The following is a 15,710-nucleotide window of genomic DNA, read 5'->3' on the forward strand; positions in this document are numbered from 1 at the left end:
CCGCCTCACGCCGGCCATTCGGCGGCCGTTCGAATCTTGTCTGCAGGAGAAACCCATGACGAATAAATTTGCTGTGATCACCGGCGCATCTAGCGGCATTGGCCTTGAGCTTGCCAAGCTTGCGGCGAAGGATGGCTACGATCTGTTGTTGGCCGCTGACACTTCGTTTGGCGATGCCAAGGCGGAGTTGGAGGCGCTCGGCGTTTCGGTCGAAACTCTCGAGGCCGATCTATCAACTCTAGACGGGGTCGACGGTCTGCTCCTGCGTGCCACCGGCCGGCAGATCGACTTGCTCTGCGCCAATGCCGGCCACGGTCTGGGCCATGCGTTTCTCGACCAAGGGGTCTCCGCGTGGCGGCATGTTATCGACACGAACGTGACCGGCACGCTGTACCTTCTGCAAAGTGTTCTGACGTCGATGGCCGCCCGGAACGACGGCAAGGTCATTGTAACGGGGTCGATCGCGGGATTCATTCCAGGCAGTTTCAATGCAGTTTACAATGGCACCAAGGCGTTCGTGGACAACTTCACCGAAGCGCTGCGTAATGAGCTCAAGGGCTTTGGAGGCATTACCCTGACCACGCTCATGCCAGGCGTCACCGATACGAATTTCTTCGACCGTGCCGGACTCGGCAAGGATACCGACGTCGGGGCCGACGACAGCAAGGCCGATCCCGCGAAAGTCGCCAAGGATGGCTGGGACGCGCTGCAGGCTGGTAAGGGGACCGTGGTTTCGGGCTGGTACAACAAGCTTCAGGTGGCGGCCGCCGGCGTTGTACCTCAATCCGTGCTTGCCGAACAACACCGCAAGATGGCCGAGCCCGGCAGCGCGCGCTAGCCCCAAACCCGATATCACCTCACCCATCGAGGAGGCTATTTTATGGCAGATAACAAAGACGTACGTGCGCCGCAGGACAGTTCGCGGGTCGCGATGGACGAAGACTACGAGGTCGCTTATTGGACTAATCAGTTCGGCGTCTCTCGAGAAGTACTGCAGCGCGCAGTCGATAAGGTCGGCAACGGCGCTGATGCCATCGAACAGCATCTTAACGGCTGCTAGCTGCAACAGCGTCCGGCGCACCAGTGAGCGAGGAAGCCAATCGCGAGGCCGACCTGCGCGAATGGCCCAGCATCGCAACTTTAGGTTGTTGGAGTCTCGTCGGCGGGATCCTCGCGTCCGTGATTTCGCCCGCTTCGGCGTTACCGATTCTGCTGAATACCCGTCATGGAAGTTAAGCCAGATTGCCTGAAGGCATAGCCTGTCGAGATAGAAGCTTGTCTTCGACCCAGGAGGGTTATCGGGCGTTAAAACGGCGACTTTCATTTTCGTTGGTCGCATTTCAGGCGCGTCAACCGCAGGAAATAGATGGTCCGAACAGGAATCATCTGACTCTGGACGCTGCTTGTCGATTTGGAAGCATCGTCATTGGAGCGATTTGCATCGTTGGGAACGTCTCACGCGCTCGGCGCTGATGCCATTAGCCGAGGTATTGCAATCAACAGTTCGCGCGCAAGGTACCCCACCGGCCCGATCGTCTCCGCACAGTGTCGGCCGGCCTCGCCATGTACCCAGACTGCCCACAGCGCGGCTTCCATCGGGGGTAGACCCCGAGACAGCAACGCGCCTGCAATTCCTGCCAGCACATCGCCGGATCCGCCGGTCGCAAGCCCGACATTCCCGTCGCTGTACACGAAACATGGGCCGGCTGGGTCCACGACCAGCGAGGTAGCGCCCTTTAGTACGACCACGGCATTGAAGCGGGCCGCTGCCTCGCGTGCGGCGGCGACCCTGTCACGCTCTACATCGGCTGCTTCGCGCTCCAGAAGGGCCGCCATCTCGCCGATGTGGGGTGTGATCACGCACGGTGCCGGGCGTTCCCGCAAGCTCACTTCGTGATCGCCCAGCGCCATGAGGGCTGAGGCATCGATCACCAGCCCCCCTTCCCCGGCACTCGGACCCGAGCTGGCCCGGCAATCCGCCATCGCATCGAGGACTGCCTCCAGCAGACGCGAGGCATGGCGCTCGCATGTCATCGCCGGCCCGACGACCACCGCGTCGCAGCGCGTCAGATGAGGTGCGAGCACGTCGCCTTTGACGTCGATCTCGCCGGTCATTCCCTCCGGTAGCGACAACATGGCAGCTTCGGGAAACATCGTGCCGATGAGAACGACGGCAGAAGCTATGGTGGCAATTCGCACCTTGCCCGCGCCTGCCCGCAAGGCCGCCTCCGCCGTCAACCGAATGCCGCCCGGAACCTGCAGGCAGCCGCCTATAACAAGCACTCGCCCCCGCGCGTTCTTATCGACACCGTCTGAGGGCATCGGCACGGGATGGGCCCGCAGCCAGGCCCCGTCGAGCGGGGCGCACTTCGCCTCTTCCCCGACTGGCTCAGCCACGGGCTGCAATCATGGGATCAGGCTCATGCGTGGCCGGCGTGCCTTCGCGCTCTAGCGGGGCGACGACATTATAGCGCTCTAGCACGAGCCGCCCGGCCTGCTGATCGAAACGGTATTGCGTGACGCTGCAATTGGCCACGTCCCCTTCCGCATCGATCGCGAGGATTTCCTTTTCGCTCAGGTTCTCCAAAACATAGCGCATGCACAGCACCACCACTTGGTGGGCAATGATCATGACCCGCTGCCCGGCATAGTGCAGCGAAACCGTATCCAGCAGTGCACGAAGGCGGAATATCACGTCCACCCAACTCTCGCCGCCGGGCGGACGATGGTAGAACTTCCCCAGCACCTTGCGGAAATTCGCCTGCTCCGGCTGCAATTCGCGAATACCGACAGTGGTGAGCCCGTCGAGTATCCCGAATTCCTTTTCGCGCAGCCGCTCGTCAAGACAGATCCTGAGCTCGGATCCGCAGCCCCCCGCCTCGCGGAAAATTTCGCCGGTCTGAAGCGCGCGCAAGTAAGGGCTGGAGAGGATCACTTCTGGACGCAGCCCCTCCTCGCCTTGCGCAAACCAATGCCCCAGCGCTCGCGCCTGATCCTTGCCAAGAGGAGAGAGGGGCACGTCAACGTCGCGATGATCGAGCGCGATACGCGGCATTCCGTTCGCATGTGCCATATCGCGCGCGACATTACCGGCACTCTGGCCGTGGCGGATAAGCCAGAGCGCGCTGGGCCAACGCTGGGATTGTCGTGCCGGGCTTTCCATCTTCGCTAAACGGAAGCCTTTCAGGGTAGTTCCAGACGGAGCCATATCTTGTCGCCAAGCTTCGGCCATGTGCGCGGCAAGGTGTGCCGGCGCTTGCGTCAAATGGCTTTGTCCCGACTCCCCACGCTCGTGGTTCCCTGCAAGCAGCAAACGACGTTCCCGCCCGATCGGCCACCAAACCTCAGTGAAGTATCCCGCCGCTGAAATGACATCCAAGCGTTCGCCCAAGATGTCCCCTCAAAAGCGAGGGGAAACCTGCCCAGCCTAACTCCATCGAGATCTGTAATGGTGGCACTCGAAAGCCGACGTAACGGAGCCTTAAATTTTCCTGCCGGGAACGAGCTTGCCACCGTCGGACTTACCTAGGCATTCAGGCAACGGAGAATCCCATGACTCAGTTCACCGATGCAATTGCCCTGTTAAAAGCCGACCATCGGACTGTCGAAGAACTGTTTGAAAAATTCGAAGCCGCGCGCTCGGCTTCCCAGAAGAAATCCATTGCGCACCAGATCTGCGCCGAGCTCAAGATCCATACGGCCATCGAGGAAGAGATCTTCTACCCCAGTTTCCGCGGCAAGATCGAAGATGACACTCTCGATGAAGCCTATGTCGAACACGACGGCGCCAAGATTCTCATCAATGACATCGAGGCCGCCGCGCCCGAAGACAGCTTCTTTACAGCCAAGGTCAAGGTGCTGTCGGAAGAGATCAAGCACCATGTCCACGAAGAGGAAATGCCATCCGAGGGCATGTTCGCGCAGTGCCGCAAGACAGACGTAGATCTCGTTGAACTGCGGGACCGTATGTTGGCGCGCAAAACGGAACTCTTGGCGACAGCGAAATCGGGCGGATTGCCCGCAGCCAAGCCCACTGCCGTCAACCTTGTCACCGCATGAAGGACCTACCTGATGGACGATAACGCCAGCAAGCGGGGCCCCTTGGGCGATGCCCGTCCCGACGCAGTCGATCCCCATCGCCAAAATGAAGGCCCGCTAAAGCCCGAAAAGGTGGAAGATCGACCAAACGTGGGAACGGTCAAACCTGAGGATTACCCGGAAGACCAGCACGCAAAAGATGCTGACAAGCCATGAAGAAGCCCAATCAACCGAGCGAGCGACGGCTGGGCCGTGCTGGCATTTTCGTGGTCGCGGTTATCCTCGCGGTCATCGTGCTCGTTTTTGCCGGTCGCAACATCTGGCACGCAGAAAAGCTCGACCAGGAACAGGAAACTGGCGTCAAGGAACAGAGCGGCCTCAACTGAGGCTATCGCCGCTCCCTCCGCTTCCAGATCAATTCCCGGTCTTGGCGTGAGGAGCGGCGACAGGTTTCGATTCCGGAAACTCCCGCTGGCGCAGATAGATGGACAGCACCACTAGCACGGCTGTCGAGAGAAATTCGCTTTGCCAGTTCTGGAACGACTCGAACCACAGCTGCGGATCGAAAAGATATTCGACGAGCGTGGAGGGCGTTTGACCATGGGATAGCGCCTCCTCTGCGGCCACTTGCGCGCTTTGGGTCCAGTGGATCACGAAGAGATCAGGAACAAAGCTCCCAGAGCAATCCCCAAAGAACGGGCGTAAAGCGCACGCCAGACGCGGCCCCATCTTAGGATCTTGGGCGCGCCGGACTTGTTGGCCTGTAGGGCCAGCTCGGAATCGCGCGGCGGCTCATCCGGATCTTTCGATTCCGCTGATCCCTTCTGAACAAGAAATGCAGTGAGGATCACGTAGGCCGACATTTGCAGGAACTCGCTCTCCCAGTTTCCAAAAACCGAGGAGAGAAACTGCGGGCTGCGCGCATAATCCAAGATGCTGTCGGCATGCTGCCCTTGGCGCACCCCGTCTTCAATCGCCACCCTCCAGCCGGTAAACCACTGTCCGAGAATGCTGAATGCAAAGAGCACCAGCAAAACGAGCGTAAGGCCGTTATTCTTCAGAAAGGCAGGCATTACGCGATCTCCCTCCCGCCGATGAATGCACGTGAGGACGAAACCTAGGATTGCTGGCCCAATAGAGGTGGCATGGAGGAATATTGCGCCATTCGTACCGGCTGCGAACCGAATAGAAGCAACGCCTCAGCAGCGGCTTCACGCTGGTTCTCATCTGATATGCGGCGAATATGCCCTGCGGGCTCAGAACCGACGCGCTGGCCTCGGCGATTTGTGCTCCCACGGCATGATCCAGCGTCGAGAATGGAAGTCCTGAGACAATGCAATCGACCTGCGAAAGGCCGTGATCGCTCAATATTTTTGCAACGTCCTGGGCGAGGCCGCGCACTACGGAAAGGCGCGGGTCGCGTATGGAACTTTGCAAGTGCTCCACGAATTCGTCGCCTGGCTCGATCGCGATCAGGTGAGACCCCCGGCGCATCCGCGCCAGGGCCGCTGAAGTAAAACGTCCGGTTCCGGGGCCAAACTCCACCAGAACCCCAATCCTCGGCCAGTTTAGCGGCTCGAATACCCGGTCGACCAGACGTTGCGTTGCCGGGAACGCCGATCCGACCTTCGCTGGGTCCCGAATAAACTCGGCTAACGCGATCCGTGCACCGGTTTTTGCTGAAGACAATGGCTTTGTCGACATCGGCTTTCCTCGCGCGCCACATGCAATTTCAACCGGCGGCAAGGCCTTGCGGTTCCAAGGGCTACTAGGGCGTGGACTCATTACCCGTTGCACCACAGGCGTACGCAGATGAGCTTGATGGCTGCGAGATAGTTAGCGGCATCTTTGTCGTATCGGGTGGCGATGCCGCGGAACTGCTTGATCCGGTTGAAGAAGCGCTCGACGAGATTGCGTTGGCGGTAGAGCCAGGACGAAAATCCGAAGCGCTGCTTGCGGTTGGAACGGTTGGGAATATTCGCCCAGATGTTCCTCGCCGCCGCGGCTTCGCGGATAGCGGTACTGTCGTAACCTTTGTCGCCCAGGAGTGTGGCGCCCTTGGGAATGACTTCGATCAACGCTTCGGCCTCACAGGCATCGTGAACCTGCCCGCCCGTCAGTCGCAGGCCGACAGGACGTCCATCAGCGTCGACAAGAGCGTGGAGTTTGGTCGTAAGACCGCCCCGGGAACGTCCCATGCCATGATCTCCGGCTCCCCCTTTTTACCCGTCGCACCTTGCTGGTGAACGCGCATGCAAGTGGAATCGATCATCACCAACTCGCCGTTGAAGCCGGCAGAAACCGCCGCCAACAGCCGGTCCCACACACCAGCCTTTCGCCAGCGGACGAACCGGTTGTAGCAGGTCGTCGATGGCCCATACCGTTCCGGGATCTCCGCCCACGGCGCACCGGAACGGAAACGCCAGAGAATGCCGTTCAACACCCGGCGATCATCCACTCGGGGCACGCCGCGCGGTTTGTTGGGCAGCAACGGCTCGATGGTGAGCCATTCCGGGTCCGTCAGTTCATACCGCCGCCGTGCCATACACCCTCCATTCCGAGGACGCCTGAATCACGGCAAGGCTGACCATTCAACCCAATTTATGAGTTTACGCCCTAATGGCTTTCGCAAAGGGATGGTCCGAGTTCCGTTACCCAATTTGCCGCGAACCCATCAGCCACCCAGGCGTTGCACTATCAACAGCGACTTCTTGCGGGATGTCGCCTCCAAGGAGATCGTCGATGGCGCTCAAGGCTCTGGCTATCAATTGCACGCTGAAATCCAGCCCGGATGAACCCTCGTCGAGCGATGCGATGATAGAGGTCCTCAAGAAGGCCTTCGCCGAACGACAGGTGACCATCACCGAAACCGTCCGTGTTGCCGCGCTTAACATCCTGCCCGGCGTCACCTCCGACGAGGGAGAAGGTGACGACTGGCCCGCGCTTCGGGAGAAGATCCTCGCGCATGATATTCTGATTTTCGGAGGGCCGATCTGGATGGGACAGATCGGCAGCATTGCCAAACGCGTGCTGGAACGCATGGATGCGTTTCTCGATGAGACTGACGAGGCCGGACGTATGCCAAGTTATGGCAAGGTCGCGGTCGCGGCGATTGTCGGGAATGAGGACGGCGCGCATTTTTCCTCTGCCCAGCTTTTCCAGGCACTTAACGATGTCGGTTGGACAATCCCTGCGGTGGCCGCCTGCTACTGGGTGGGCGAAGCGATGGGCTCTACCGACTTCAAGGATCTGGAACACACCCCTGAAATGGTCGCGAAGACAGCGAAAATGGTGGCCGGGAATGCGGCCCACCTCGCCGGGCTCTTAAAAACTGATCCCTACCCCGGATAGCGAATGGAAGGCGAGGCCCAGGTGCGAAAGGACTGGCAATATGACGGATAGTAAGGACAAGGATGTCGCAGCAGGCATCGGCGCAGTCATCAAGGGCTACGCGAAACGGCTTGCCGGAGAAATTGCTCCGCGTCCCGACCTCGTCGTAGAGGGAGAAAAGGAGCAGACAGAAGGCCTGCATCGCATCCGCCGGTCCCGGCAGAAAACAGCGGAACAAAAACCCGACTGACGGCGGGGATTAGCCGCGCAGGGTCAGCCCCCTTTTCGAACAGCGAACCGAAGGGCACAGGCACCGCCCTGCTGATCATGGACATGATCAACTGCTTCGACTTTCCGGAGGCGGAAACACTCGAGCCTCGGGCAAGGACAATCGTACCGGTTATCGAAGGCCTAATCGGGCAATGCGATGCGCTCGACTATCCCGTCATCTATGTGAACGACAATTTCGGTGAATGGCATTCGGACCGTTCCGCGTTGATTGATCGCGCATTGGAACGACACAATCCGATCGCCGAAAAACTCCGCCCACGGGACAAGGACTATTTCATCCTCAAACCGCAGTTCTCCGGGTTTTACTCGACTAATCTCCCCGTGTTGCTGCCCAAGCTCGGCGTCACCCGCTTGGTGCTGACCGGGATCGCCGCGGATATCTGCATTCTCTTCACCGCCGCTGATGCCCATATGCGGGATTACAGCCTTTGGGTGGCCTCCTTGTCGATCCGACCGTTTTCACTATCGAACTTCCTTTGACAAAACTCGCCAAGGGGTTCCACCGAACCGTGGCCATCGCGACAAGGCGGTGCAGCACGTAGCAGTGTCGCTGCCAGGGCGGGAAGGAGCAGGGGCCTTGCCGGTCATGGCGCGACTGATGTTCGAGCCGACAATTATGGCCACGATAATATCGAGCGGCGTGAGGCTGGAAAATGTCCGCCTACCGGCGATACGGATGCATGCCATTCGTAGATGAAGAGGATGCCATAGTGGGCCAACAGCGCCACCAGCGAGGCGTTGTAGGTTACCACCCCGGCAGCGTCCTCGCCGATGACGGCGGTCTTCATGCGGTCGTAGAGAATTTCGCTGCAGCAGCCACCCATCGCTTCGAAGGCGGCGATATGGCAGCGCATCACCGTTTCCAGCCCCTGGTTCGGGCAGAACCGCCCCCAAAGCCACCGACTGTGCCCCAGGACCATGCTGAACAGCCAGACCTTGCGCACGACACCAGGCTCGCTGGTGAAGATCGTCTGGAATTAGGCAAAATCAAATTGAGCCTGTACGCCGGCGGCAGTTTCGAAGCGCCGCTCATAGGTTTTGGGCAAGGGCGGCCGGATCTCGCGGAGATATTCGGTCAGGGAGGAATAGGCTCCCTTGAACCCCATCTCTCGGATTTCGCGATGCAGCCTGCGTGCTGAAAGGCCAGGATAGCTCTCCAACCGCTCCAGCAGATGGGTCCGATATGGCTCCACGGCGTTCGTTACGGGTTTGCGTGGCGAATAGGTTGGCGCCTCCAGACCGGTGGCCAGATATTTCTTCACCGTCTTGCGGTCGAGGCCGGTCTGGCGCGCGATGGCGCTGATGCTCAGCCCCTGTCTCTTGAGTTCCTGGATCAAAACGACCTCCCTCAGTCCTATCACCTGCTCGCCCTTCCTTCGGCATCAGCAGGGATAATTGTGCCGCCTGATCGGCATGGGGGCATGCCCCCATGCCGATCAGGCGCAGTCCTCAAACTGGGGAATTTTCAACCAGCACATTTGGGGAGATTACGACCAGCACTCACACCAGGAAGGGTACCGTCCACGGCGGCCTCTTCATCGCACATGAGAAGCCGGGCGTGTTCGATGAAGAAGCAGAGGAAGTCGTGAAGGCAATCGCTGCCCACGCCGCAATCGCCATCGACAATGCCGCGCTCATTGCCGACGCAAGAAAAGAAGCCGAGCTTCGCCGGGTCGCCCAGTACGCCAGCGCAAAACTCGCCGCGATCGTGGAAAGCTCAGGAGACGCGATCGTTAGCAAATCACTCGACGGCACGATCATGAGCTGGAACGAAAGTGCCCGGCGCCTCTTCGGATACACGGCTGACGAGGTGATTGGGCAGCCGATTACGTTGCTCATACCTGAGGATCGACTGCACGAAGAGGACCAGATCCTCTCGCGTATCCGGTCAGGACAGAGAACCGAGCACTTCGAGACTGTCCGCAGACGAAAGGATGGCTCGGTGATCCATGTTTCTCTTTCGGTTTCGCCGATCCGCGATGAAACAGGCAACGTAATTGGCGCGTCGAAGATAGCCAGGGACATCGGGGAACGCGTCGAAGCTCAGTCGCGGCAGCGGCTGCTGATGCGGGAAATGGACCATCGCATCAAGAACCTGTTCGCGTTGATTGGCAGTCTTGTCGCCATGAGCGCTCGCAGTGCAGAGTCTGCCGAGCACTTGGCTCGAACACTGCGAGAACGCATCGCCGCTCTAGCCCAGGCGCACAGCTTGACCATGCCTTTTGGGGCCGACGCACCATCCCCACCGAAGGCCAGCCTCGCGGATTTGCTGCGAGCAATTTTGGCCCCCTTTCGTTCTTCTCAGCCCATTGACATTGTACAAACGGGTCAAGACGTCATGGTGGAAGGTCAGATGCTGAACTCCTTGGCCCTTCTCTTCCACGAATATGCCACGAACGCTGCAAAATACGGCGCACTGTCTACGCCGTCGGGCGCTCTCAAGATTGAAGTTGAAAGTTCCCATCAAGCGGCCCGTGTGACATGGCGCGAGCAAGGCGGTCCGGCCGTATTGGAGGCGCCGTTACGATCTGGTTTCGGCAGCAAACTCGAGGCAGCGAGCCTCGCGAGCCTCAATGCAACAGTTTCGAAATCATGGAATGCAGAAGGGCTCTCCCTGGAGATGACAATCCCGGTAGTCCAGCAAGGCCTGACGGCGTAGCGGCCCGCCGCCGAACCGGGCCGCTACAACATTCGTCAGGCGATGCCGGCACCGCCTGTGACGCCGTAGACTTCTCCAGTAATGTAACTGCCCTCCTGCGAGGCGAGGAGCACATAAACCGGCGCGATTTCTACAGGCTGCCCAGGACGGCCGAACCGGCTTTGCTCGCCGAACTTGGCGACCTTTTCCTGCGGCTGACCGCCGCTTGCCTGAAGCACGGTCCAAAACGGCCCTGGCGCAACCACGTTGGCTCGGATGCCCTTCTCGATCAGTTGTTTCGCCAGTGCCTTGGTGTAGGCAACGATGCCGGCCTTGGTTGTGGCGTAGTCCAGCAGGATATCCGAAGGCTCATAGGCCTGCACTGAAGCTGTGGTGATGACGGATGCACCAGCCGGCAGGTGGGGAACGGCGGCCTGCGCGATCCAGTGGAGGGCGTAGAGGTTGGTCTTGAGGGTTCTGTCGAAATCTTCAGAGCTGACCGCCCCGATTTCCTCTCGGAACTGCTGGCGCCCGGCGTTGATGACCAGAATGTCGAGCCCGCCAAGATCGTTCACTGCGTCTTCGACCAGCTGCCTGCTCCAGGCTTCGTCGGTGATGTCGCCGGGAAGAGCTACGGCAGTTCGGCCCTCCGCTTCGATGAGAGCGACGACCTCCTGGGCGTCCCGTTCTTCGCTCGGCAGATAGGCGATCGCGACATCGGCGCCTTCCCGGGCATAAGCAATCGCCGCCGCACGCCCGATCCCGGAATCACCGCCGGTGATGAGAGCCTTGCGGCCCTTGAGTTTGCCCGCGCCCACGTAGCTTTCTTCCCCGTGGTCCGGCTTTGGATCCAACTTCGCGGCAATGCCGGGCACCGGTTGCGGCTGCTCGGGGAACGGCGGCTTCGGGTACTGGGTGCGAGGGTCCTGAAGTGTGAGGCGGTCAGTCATGAAAGCTCCTGTCAGTCCAGTTCGGGCTGCTTTTTGAGTCGGGAGACAGGAAGCTAAGGTTGGAACTGCATTTCGGTTCCAAGCCAGCATGGGAAACTCAAGGCGGTGAGGCGGTTGGGTTCTAGATCGGGATGGGCTGACATTCCTCGTGACCCGGCCGCTACAGTCATGCCTGCTCTTGGCTGCATTTTCGCTTGAAGAGATGAGGACGCGTGCCCCCTAGAATTGGGGCTGCCAGTCTAAACGTCCCTACGCTTGCTTCATCCGTTTACAAAAGTCCTATTAATATTTATCCTAACCTTCTGCGCCAACGAGACACTCGCAGCTTCATGGACGCCAGCCGCGATCCAAGCTCTTCATGAATCACGAGCACTCGCCAAATCGCCCAGCGCAAGCGGTGAGGTACTCGGAGACGAGTTGCGTGTGGCGATCCGGACTGACAGTCTCGTCGGCGACTATCCACGGATCCCTTTCGTACCAATTGACGCCCTGGATCAGGAGAAATCACCGATGCCAATAGAGCGCGCAGCTAGGGCACTTGTGTATTCAGAGAGCGGACACGATGACTGGGATTGCCTTGGCGCTGACCTACAGGACGAGCTGTGCGCAAATGTTTGCGCTACGTTTGCCGCCGTGCGGGAAGCTACGCCGAAAATGCTCCTCGCGGGGCAGAACTGTCTTCGCAGACAGGTCGGCTGCAACGTCAGTCAAGCCGACCTGCAAAAAGCTTGGTCCGCCATGGTTGATGCCCTGCTCGCAAGCCGCCCTAATCAAACACGACATTAAAGCGCGGGGGTACGAAAAGCGCCTGCGAGGCATTTCCCGCAGAAAGCAGATACCCGTATACTTCGCACCTCCGTCATACCCCTTTGATCGTCGGACGTTGACAGCAATGCGGACCTTCAGCTCGGTCATCATGCTGAGCCAAATTATGTTTATCCTCGGAGTAAGGAACCATCGCCATTTTCCCAACTTGATCTCCTGCGAGCACCAAGGAGACGAATATGCCAAATCTGACTTTCACGACGGCAGTTCGTACATGGTCGCAAGATCGCTACGCAGTCGAATTTCCGGGGCAATGGGAGGCGACGCGCTACCGATTTTTCATTGCCGGCGAGTTAATTGAGAACCTTGGTGATCTCGATCCCCCGATCGATGCGGACAGCGCTTTACCAATCTTCGATGATCAGCTCGGCAAACTGCTACCAGCAGCGGACTTCATTTGGGCACGCAGCGACAAGCTCCAGGCCGAATACGTGCTCACCACGGAATTGCTTCAAGAATTCGAGCGCCATAATTATTCAGTCCACGGGAACGACTTTCCGGTGGAAGACGACTAGCCCAGCTTCACGTTAAGATTGGCTCCCATGAAGGACTTGATCACGGGCTGGAAATTGCCCGAAGCTGATCGGGATCGACTGCTTACGCTATTTTCACCCTGCTACGCCTGCGTTGTTGCCGATCACGTGACCTTGCGGTTTGGAACTGACGAACACACGCCCCTCCCTGCTGAACGGTCAGCTCGCATTGTTGGTGAGGCGAATGATGGGGCGGGAGTCCAAGCGCTGGTCGTTGAAATTGCGGGCTCCACACAACGCGGCGATGGAAGTCACTTTCATATCACCTGGTCGCTTGGCCAAGGTCGCGAAGCCCGCGAAAGCAACGATGTCGTAAAAGCCGGTTGGCAGCCCCTCGACAATCCTATCCTGATAGACCTCGATCCAGCGCAATGGAGGCGACGTTAAGCAATAACACATCAAGCCTTAGGCCGTTATGCCGATGACTGCGAGTTTCTATTTGGCTTAATAAATATCGACCAAAAGCCAATCTTATTTGGCTCTGCAGAAAATACATAGATGCTATTTCGTAGGACATCGACTGCACCGCAATCTAGGTGTTTGGTCCCAGCATGTGGTGGTGTAAATTTGTCGCCATCACAGCGGAGGGAGCTATGGGCCAGGTTCTCCTCGGCAGCGCCAAGACCACGCACGCCATTCGAGGCGAGCTACAGCGATCGCAAGCTTCGGTCGCGAACCTCGCGAAGCGATACGGGATCAATGAAAAGACCGTCCTGAAGTGGCGTAAGCGGCAGTCGGTCGAAGACCTGCCGATGGGCCCACGGGAACGCCGCAGTACGGTGCTCTCGCCGATGGAAGAGGCCGCCATCGTGGCGCTGCGCGTGCAGGCCCGGCTACCGCTGGATGACGTCTTCGTCACGCTGAAGGATGTCATTCCGCAGCTAACACGCTCGTCCTTGCATCGCTGTCTGCAGCGACACGGCATTTCCCGCCTGCCCAAAGCTGATCGCGAGAAACCAAAGAGATTCAAAAGCTACAAGATCGGCTACTTCCATATCGACATTGCAGAACTGCGCTATGAGGGCGGCAAAGGCTTCCTGTTCGTCGCGGTGGATCGCACCTCGAAACTGGTCTTTGCCCGCATCTATCGCAGAGCCACCAAGTTGGCAGCATCCGCATTCCTCAAGGTGCTGATCAAGGCTGTACCCTATCCGATCCACACCATCCTGACTGATAATGGCGTCCAGTTCGTCGATCGATACCAGGGCGTGTCGCACACCTGGATCGGTCACATCTTCGGTCGCACTGATCGGCCCCCACCGAGTGGTCCGGGTTATTTGTTAGTGTAAGATTGCCTCCGGCGCCATGGCCGGCCGCAGGTGGAGCGAAGCGGAACCGGAGGGCGGCCATGGCGGCGTCGCTGCTTCCGGGGCCGGCGGGCGGTAGCCCAGCGAGCTGTGTGGCCTGACGGTGTTGTAGTGCCGCCGCCAAGCCTCGATCAGGAGCTTAGCCTCGGCCAGGGTGTAGAAGATCTCACCGTTGAGTAGCTCGTCACGCATCGAGCCGTTGAAGGACTCGCAGTAGCCATTTTCCCACGGGCTGCCGGGGGTGATGTAGAGCGTCTTCACACCGATCCTGCCCAGCCATTCTTGCACGGCATTGGCAATAAATTCGGGGCCATTGTCCGACCGTATATGCGCAGGCGGCCCACGCGTGACGAACAGATCGGCCAGCGCCGCCAGCACATCCTCGCTCCTGAGCCGTCGCGCGACCGGCAAGGCCAGGCACTCCCGACTGGCCTCGTCGATGATCGACAAGATGCGGAACTTGCGACCATCATGCGTGCGGCCCTCGACGAAGTCGTAGGACCACACGTGCCCCGGATACTCGGGCCGCAGCCGGATGCACGATCCGTCATGGAGCCAGAGCCTTCCGCGCTTCGGCTGCTTTTGCGGCACCTTGAGCCCCTCGCGGCGCCAGATGCGCTCGCCCCGCTTACGGTTCACATGCCACCCCGCATCGCGCAGCAGGGCGGTCACCCGGCGATAGCCGTAACGACCATATTGCCGGGCGAGAGCGATGATGTCCTCCGTCAGTGCGGCTTCGTCGTCCGCCCCGCGTGGCGCCTTGCGCTGCGTCGATCGATGCTGCCCGAGCACACGGCACACCCGTCGCTCGGAGACAGCCATGATCCCTCGGATGTGATCGACACAGCGTCGGCGTCTGGCGGGGCTCAATAGTTTCCCCGCGCCGCCTCCTGCAGGATCATTTTATCGAGCGTCAGATCCGACACCGCCTGCCGCAGCCGGGCGTTCTCTCGCTCGAGATCCTTCATCCGTCGTGCCTGATCCATCTTCAGCCCGCCGTACTCCTTGCGCCAGCGGTAATAGCTCTGTTCGGTGACGCCGATCCGCCGGCAGGCGTCCGCCACCGTCCCACCCTGCGCCAACACGATCTCCGCCTCACGCAGCTTGCCGATGATCTCCTCGGGCTTGTGCTTCCGAGCCATTCCATTCCTCCTTCGTGGTCCAGACTACGATAGTCGATGGGCCACTCAGAAGGGGGCAGATCACTTTCTCCAGTCAAGGAGGCCGTCCAACCTCGTCAGACGGTGTCATTTCACCCCGGCTCGCGTATTGCCGCCTTTAGCTCTCGCCTGGACATTCGCGACAATCGCCCGGCTCAAGTCCGAGCTGCAGTAATCCATCGGTGTGGCTGACTTGCCTCGGCGCAGCCCTGACTGCGCCGACAATCAAGCTACGGATTAGTGAGTGAGTTGCAAGTCTGCAAATAGACAATTTGCCGGGCGCGAAGAACCAGCGTCATGGAGGCTGGGCCGATGCCTTTAGCCAAAACATGGCTTGGACATTCGCCTCGGCCACCCGGACTTTAAAAGTATCGTCGTTCGACACCGAGGGTTATCAGCGCAGCTTCTCTTGAGGCGGGAGCTGCTGCAGCGAATAGCGGTCCTCGTATATTCCGCTTTATTGGATTGCCGCCACAATCACTGAACCTCTTACATCCTTTTTGCAGGGCAACCGATTAAATTTTTGCATCAGATCCAATAGAGATTTCTGAATATGAAATTCATACCTTCACCCCGCTCCTGCGGCATAGCAGGCGTCACATTATACATCTGATTTTAAACATGTTTTATCATATCTC

The 15,710-nt window shown here is 59.2% G+C and carries 19 protein-coding genes and 2 pseudogenes; 12 read left to right on the forward strand and 9 right to left on the reverse strand.

Annotated elements, in window-relative coordinates:
• Positions 1 to 55: 55 nt before the first annotated feature.
• Both ACZ1JC_RS22600 and ACZ1JC_RS22605 read left to right on the forward strand, forming a co-directional pair.
• Entirely contained in the window at positions 56 to 838 is a 783-nt protein-coding gene (locus tag ACZ1JC_RS22600; RefSeq protein ID WP_465138031.1) for an SDR family NAD(P)-dependent oxidoreductase, read from the forward strand.
• Between the two features lie 42 nt (positions 839 to 880).
• A complete protein-coding gene (locus ACZ1JC_RS22605) occupies positions 881 to 1,060 on the forward strand; it encodes a DUF3606 domain-containing protein (protein WP_465138030.1) in 180 nt (59 codons plus the stop codon).
• A 395-nt stretch (positions 1,061 to 1,455) separates the two neighbouring features.
• Here ACZ1JC_RS22605 and ACZ1JC_RS22610 read toward each other — a convergent pair whose 3' ends face one another.
• Positions 1,456 to 2,397, reverse strand: coding sequence for an NAD(P)H-hydrate dehydratase (locus ACZ1JC_RS22610; protein ID WP_465138029.1), 942 nt, complete (start codon positions 2,395 to 2,397; stop codon positions 1,456 to 1,458).
• Positions 2,390 to 3,391 (reverse strand): histidine phosphatase family protein, encoded by a 1,002-nt coding sequence (locus tag ACZ1JC_RS22615; RefSeq protein WP_465138028.1) that lies wholly within the window; start codon positions 3,389 to 3,391, stop codon positions 2,390 to 2,392. The genes ACZ1JC_RS22610 and ACZ1JC_RS22615 overlap by 8 nt, the downstream gene beginning before the upstream one ends.
• Before the next feature lie 161 nt (positions 3,392 to 3,552).
• Between ACZ1JC_RS22615 and ACZ1JC_RS22620 the strand changes: the two genes are divergently transcribed.
• From ACZ1JC_RS22620 to ACZ1JC_RS22630, 3 genes are read left to right on the forward strand one after another with little or no spacing between them, the layout of a single operon-like run.
• Positions 3,553 to 4,059, forward strand: a complete 507-nt coding sequence (locus tag ACZ1JC_RS22620; RefSeq protein WP_465138027.1) for a hemerythrin domain-containing protein — start codon at positions 3,553 to 3,555, stop codon at positions 4,057 to 4,059.
• Positions 4,060 to 4,071: 12 nt separating this feature from the next.
• Entirely contained in the window at positions 4,072 to 4,254 is a 183-nt protein-coding gene (locus ACZ1JC_RS22625; RefSeq protein ID WP_465138026.1) for a hypothetical protein, read from the forward strand.
• Positions 4,251 to 4,424 (forward strand): hypothetical protein, encoded by a 174-nt coding sequence (locus tag ACZ1JC_RS22630; RefSeq protein WP_465138025.1) that lies wholly within the window; start codon positions 4,251 to 4,253, stop codon positions 4,422 to 4,424. Before ACZ1JC_RS22625 ends, ACZ1JC_RS22630 begins: the two co-directional genes overlap by 4 nt.
• 28 nt (positions 4,425 to 4,452) lie before the next feature.
• On the opposite strand, the pseudogene ACZ1JC_RS22635 reads toward ACZ1JC_RS22630, so the two are convergent.
• The 3 genes and pseudogenes from ACZ1JC_RS22635 to ACZ1JC_RS22645 form a co-directional block, all read right to left on the reverse strand.
• Positions 4,453 to 5,111: pseudogene (locus ACZ1JC_RS22635) on the reverse strand (DUF6766 family protein).
• On the reverse strand, positions 5,089 to 5,742 hold the full coding sequence (locus ACZ1JC_RS22640; RefSeq protein ID WP_465138024.1) for a class I SAM-dependent methyltransferase: 654 nt from the start codon (positions 5,740 to 5,742) through the stop codon (positions 5,089 to 5,091). Before ACZ1JC_RS22640 ends, ACZ1JC_RS22635 begins: the two are co-directional and overlap by 23 nt.
• A gap of 80 nt (positions 5,743 to 5,822) precedes the next feature.
• A protein-coding gene (locus tag ACZ1JC_RS22645) for an IS5 family transposase (protein WP_465138023.1) occupies positions 5,823 to 6,583 on the reverse strand; the annotation gives its coding sequence in 2 pieces (ribosomal slippage) (positions 5,823 to 6,250 and positions 6,250 to 6,583; 762 coding nt in all).
• A gap of 197 nt (positions 6,584 to 6,780) precedes the next feature.
• Here ACZ1JC_RS22645 and ACZ1JC_RS22650 point away from each other — a divergent pair.
• The 3 genes from ACZ1JC_RS22650 to ACZ1JC_RS22660 all read left to right on the forward strand — a co-directional run bounded on the left by ACZ1JC_RS22650 (position 6,781) and on the right by ACZ1JC_RS22660 (position 8,139).
• Positions 6,781 to 7,389 carry a flavodoxin family protein gene (locus tag ACZ1JC_RS22650; protein ID WP_465138022.1) on the forward strand — a complete coding sequence of 203 codons (609 nt, stop codon included), beginning with the start codon at positions 6,781 to 6,783 and terminating at the stop codon, positions 7,387 to 7,389.
• Between the two features lie 40 nt (positions 7,390 to 7,429).
• Entirely contained in the window at positions 7,430 to 7,618 is a 189-nt protein-coding gene (locus tag ACZ1JC_RS22655; RefSeq protein WP_465138021.1) for a hypothetical protein, read from the forward strand.
• A gap of 74 nt (positions 7,619 to 7,692) precedes the next feature.
• Entirely contained in the window at positions 7,693 to 8,139 is a 447-nt protein-coding gene (locus tag ACZ1JC_RS22660) for a cysteine hydrolase family protein (RefSeq protein WP_465148466.1), read from the forward strand.
• Positions 8,140 to 8,273: 134 nt separating this feature from the next.
• On the opposite strand, the gene ACZ1JC_RS22665 is transcribed toward ACZ1JC_RS22660, so the two are convergent.
• Positions 8,274 to 8,603 (reverse strand): DDE-type integrase/transposase/recombinase, encoded by a 330-nt coding sequence (locus ACZ1JC_RS22665; protein ID WP_465138019.1) that lies wholly within the window; start codon positions 8,601 to 8,603, stop codon positions 8,274 to 8,276.
• A gap of 33 nt (positions 8,604 to 8,636) precedes the next feature.
• Positions 8,637 to 8,996: a hypothetical protein gene (locus tag ACZ1JC_RS22670; RefSeq protein ID WP_465138018.1), complete on the reverse strand. Its 360-nt coding sequence runs from the start codon at positions 8,994 to 8,996 to the stop codon at positions 8,637 to 8,639.
• A gap of 221 nt (positions 8,997 to 9,217) precedes the next feature.
• Here ACZ1JC_RS22670 and ACZ1JC_RS22675 point away from each other — a divergent pair, with 221 nt between their 5' ends.
• Positions 9,218 to 10,318 carry a PAS domain S-box protein gene (locus tag ACZ1JC_RS22675; protein WP_465138017.1) on the forward strand — a complete coding sequence of 367 codons (1,101 nt, stop codon included), beginning with the start codon at positions 9,218 to 9,220 and terminating at the stop codon, positions 10,316 to 10,318.
• Between the two features lie 35 nt (positions 10,319 to 10,353).
• Here ACZ1JC_RS22675 and ACZ1JC_RS22680 read toward each other — a convergent pair whose 3' ends face one another.
• Positions 10,354 to 11,247: an SDR family oxidoreductase gene (locus ACZ1JC_RS22680; RefSeq protein WP_465138016.1), complete on the reverse strand. Its 894-nt coding sequence runs from the start codon at positions 11,245 to 11,247 to the stop codon at positions 10,354 to 10,356.
• Between the two features lie 1,004 nt (positions 11,248 to 12,251).
• Between ACZ1JC_RS22680 and ACZ1JC_RS22685 the strand changes: the two genes are divergently transcribed.
• The 3 genes and pseudogenes from ACZ1JC_RS22685 to ACZ1JC_RS22695 form a co-directional block, all read left to right on the forward strand.
• Entirely contained in the window at positions 12,252 to 12,587 is a 336-nt protein-coding gene (locus ACZ1JC_RS22685) for a hypothetical protein (protein ID WP_465138015.1), read from the forward strand.
• 27 nt (positions 12,588 to 12,614) lie between these two features.
• On the forward strand, positions 12,615 to 12,992 hold the full coding sequence (locus ACZ1JC_RS22690; RefSeq protein WP_465138014.1) for a hypothetical protein: 378 nt from the start codon (positions 12,615 to 12,617) through the stop codon (positions 12,990 to 12,992).
• Positions 12,993 to 13,198: 206 nt separating this feature from the next.
• A pseudogene (locus tag ACZ1JC_RS22695) lies at positions 13,199 to 13,849 on the forward strand (transposase family protein); the annotation flags it as partial.
• A gap of 36 nt (positions 13,850 to 13,885) precedes the next feature.
• Here ACZ1JC_RS22695 and ACZ1JC_RS22700 read toward each other — a convergent pair.
• Positions 13,886 to 15,054, reverse strand: a protein-coding gene (locus ACZ1JC_RS22700) for an IS3 family transposase (RefSeq protein ID WP_465138013.1) whose coding sequence is annotated in 2 segments (ribosomal slippage) — positions 13,886 to 14,793 and positions 14,793 to 15,054 — 1,170 coding nt in all. Because the reading frame shifts where the segments join, the coding sequence is not laid out codon by codon here.
• Positions 15,055 to 15,710 lie beyond the last annotated feature (656 nt).

Source organism: Sphingomonas sp. BL-S-28 (assembly GCF_055521515.1).

What these genes read in the sequence shown, in the direction of transcription:
- ACZ1JC_RS22600 (WP_465138031.1), top strand. Translation starts at nt 56, where the DNA reads ATGACGAATAAATTTGCTGTGATCACCGGCGCATCTAGCGGCATTGGC.
- ACZ1JC_RS22640 (WP_465138024.1), bottom strand. Translation starts at nt 5,742, where the DNA reads ATGTCGACAAAGCCATTGTCTTCAGCAAAAACCGGTGCACGGATCGCG.
- ACZ1JC_RS22630 (WP_465138025.1), top strand. Translation starts at nt 4,251, where the DNA reads ATGAAGAAGCCCAATCAACCGAGCGAGCGACGGCTGGGCCGTGCTGGC.
- ACZ1JC_RS22625 (WP_465138026.1), top strand. Translation starts at nt 4,072, where the DNA reads ATGGACGATAACGCCAGCAAGCGGGGCCCCTTGGGCGATGCCCGTCCC.
- ACZ1JC_RS22620 (WP_465138027.1), top strand. Translation starts at nt 3,553, where the DNA reads ATGACTCAGTTCACCGATGCAATTGCCCTGTTAAAAGCCGACCATCGG.
- ACZ1JC_RS22685 (WP_465138015.1), top strand. Translation starts at nt 12,252, where the DNA reads ATGCCAAATCTGACTTTCACGACGGCAGTTCGTACATGGTCGCAAGAT.
- ACZ1JC_RS22690 (WP_465138014.1), top strand. Translation starts at nt 12,615, where the DNA reads ATGAAGGACTTGATCACGGGCTGGAAATTGCCCGAAGCTGATCGGGAT.
- ACZ1JC_RS22655 (WP_465138021.1), top strand. Translation starts at nt 7,430, where the DNA reads ATGACGGATAGTAAGGACAAGGATGTCGCAGCAGGCATCGGCGCAGTC.
- ACZ1JC_RS22650 (WP_465138022.1), top strand. Translation starts at nt 6,781, where the DNA reads ATGGCGCTCAAGGCTCTGGCTATCAATTGCACGCTGAAATCCAGCCCG.
- ACZ1JC_RS22605 (WP_465138030.1), top strand. Translation starts at nt 881, where the DNA reads ATGGCAGATAACAAAGACGTACGTGCGCCGCAGGACAGTTCGCGGGTC.
- ACZ1JC_RS22680 (WP_465138016.1), bottom strand. Translation starts at nt 11,247, where the DNA reads ATGACTGACCGCCTCACACTTCAGGACCCTCGCACCCAGTACCCGAAG.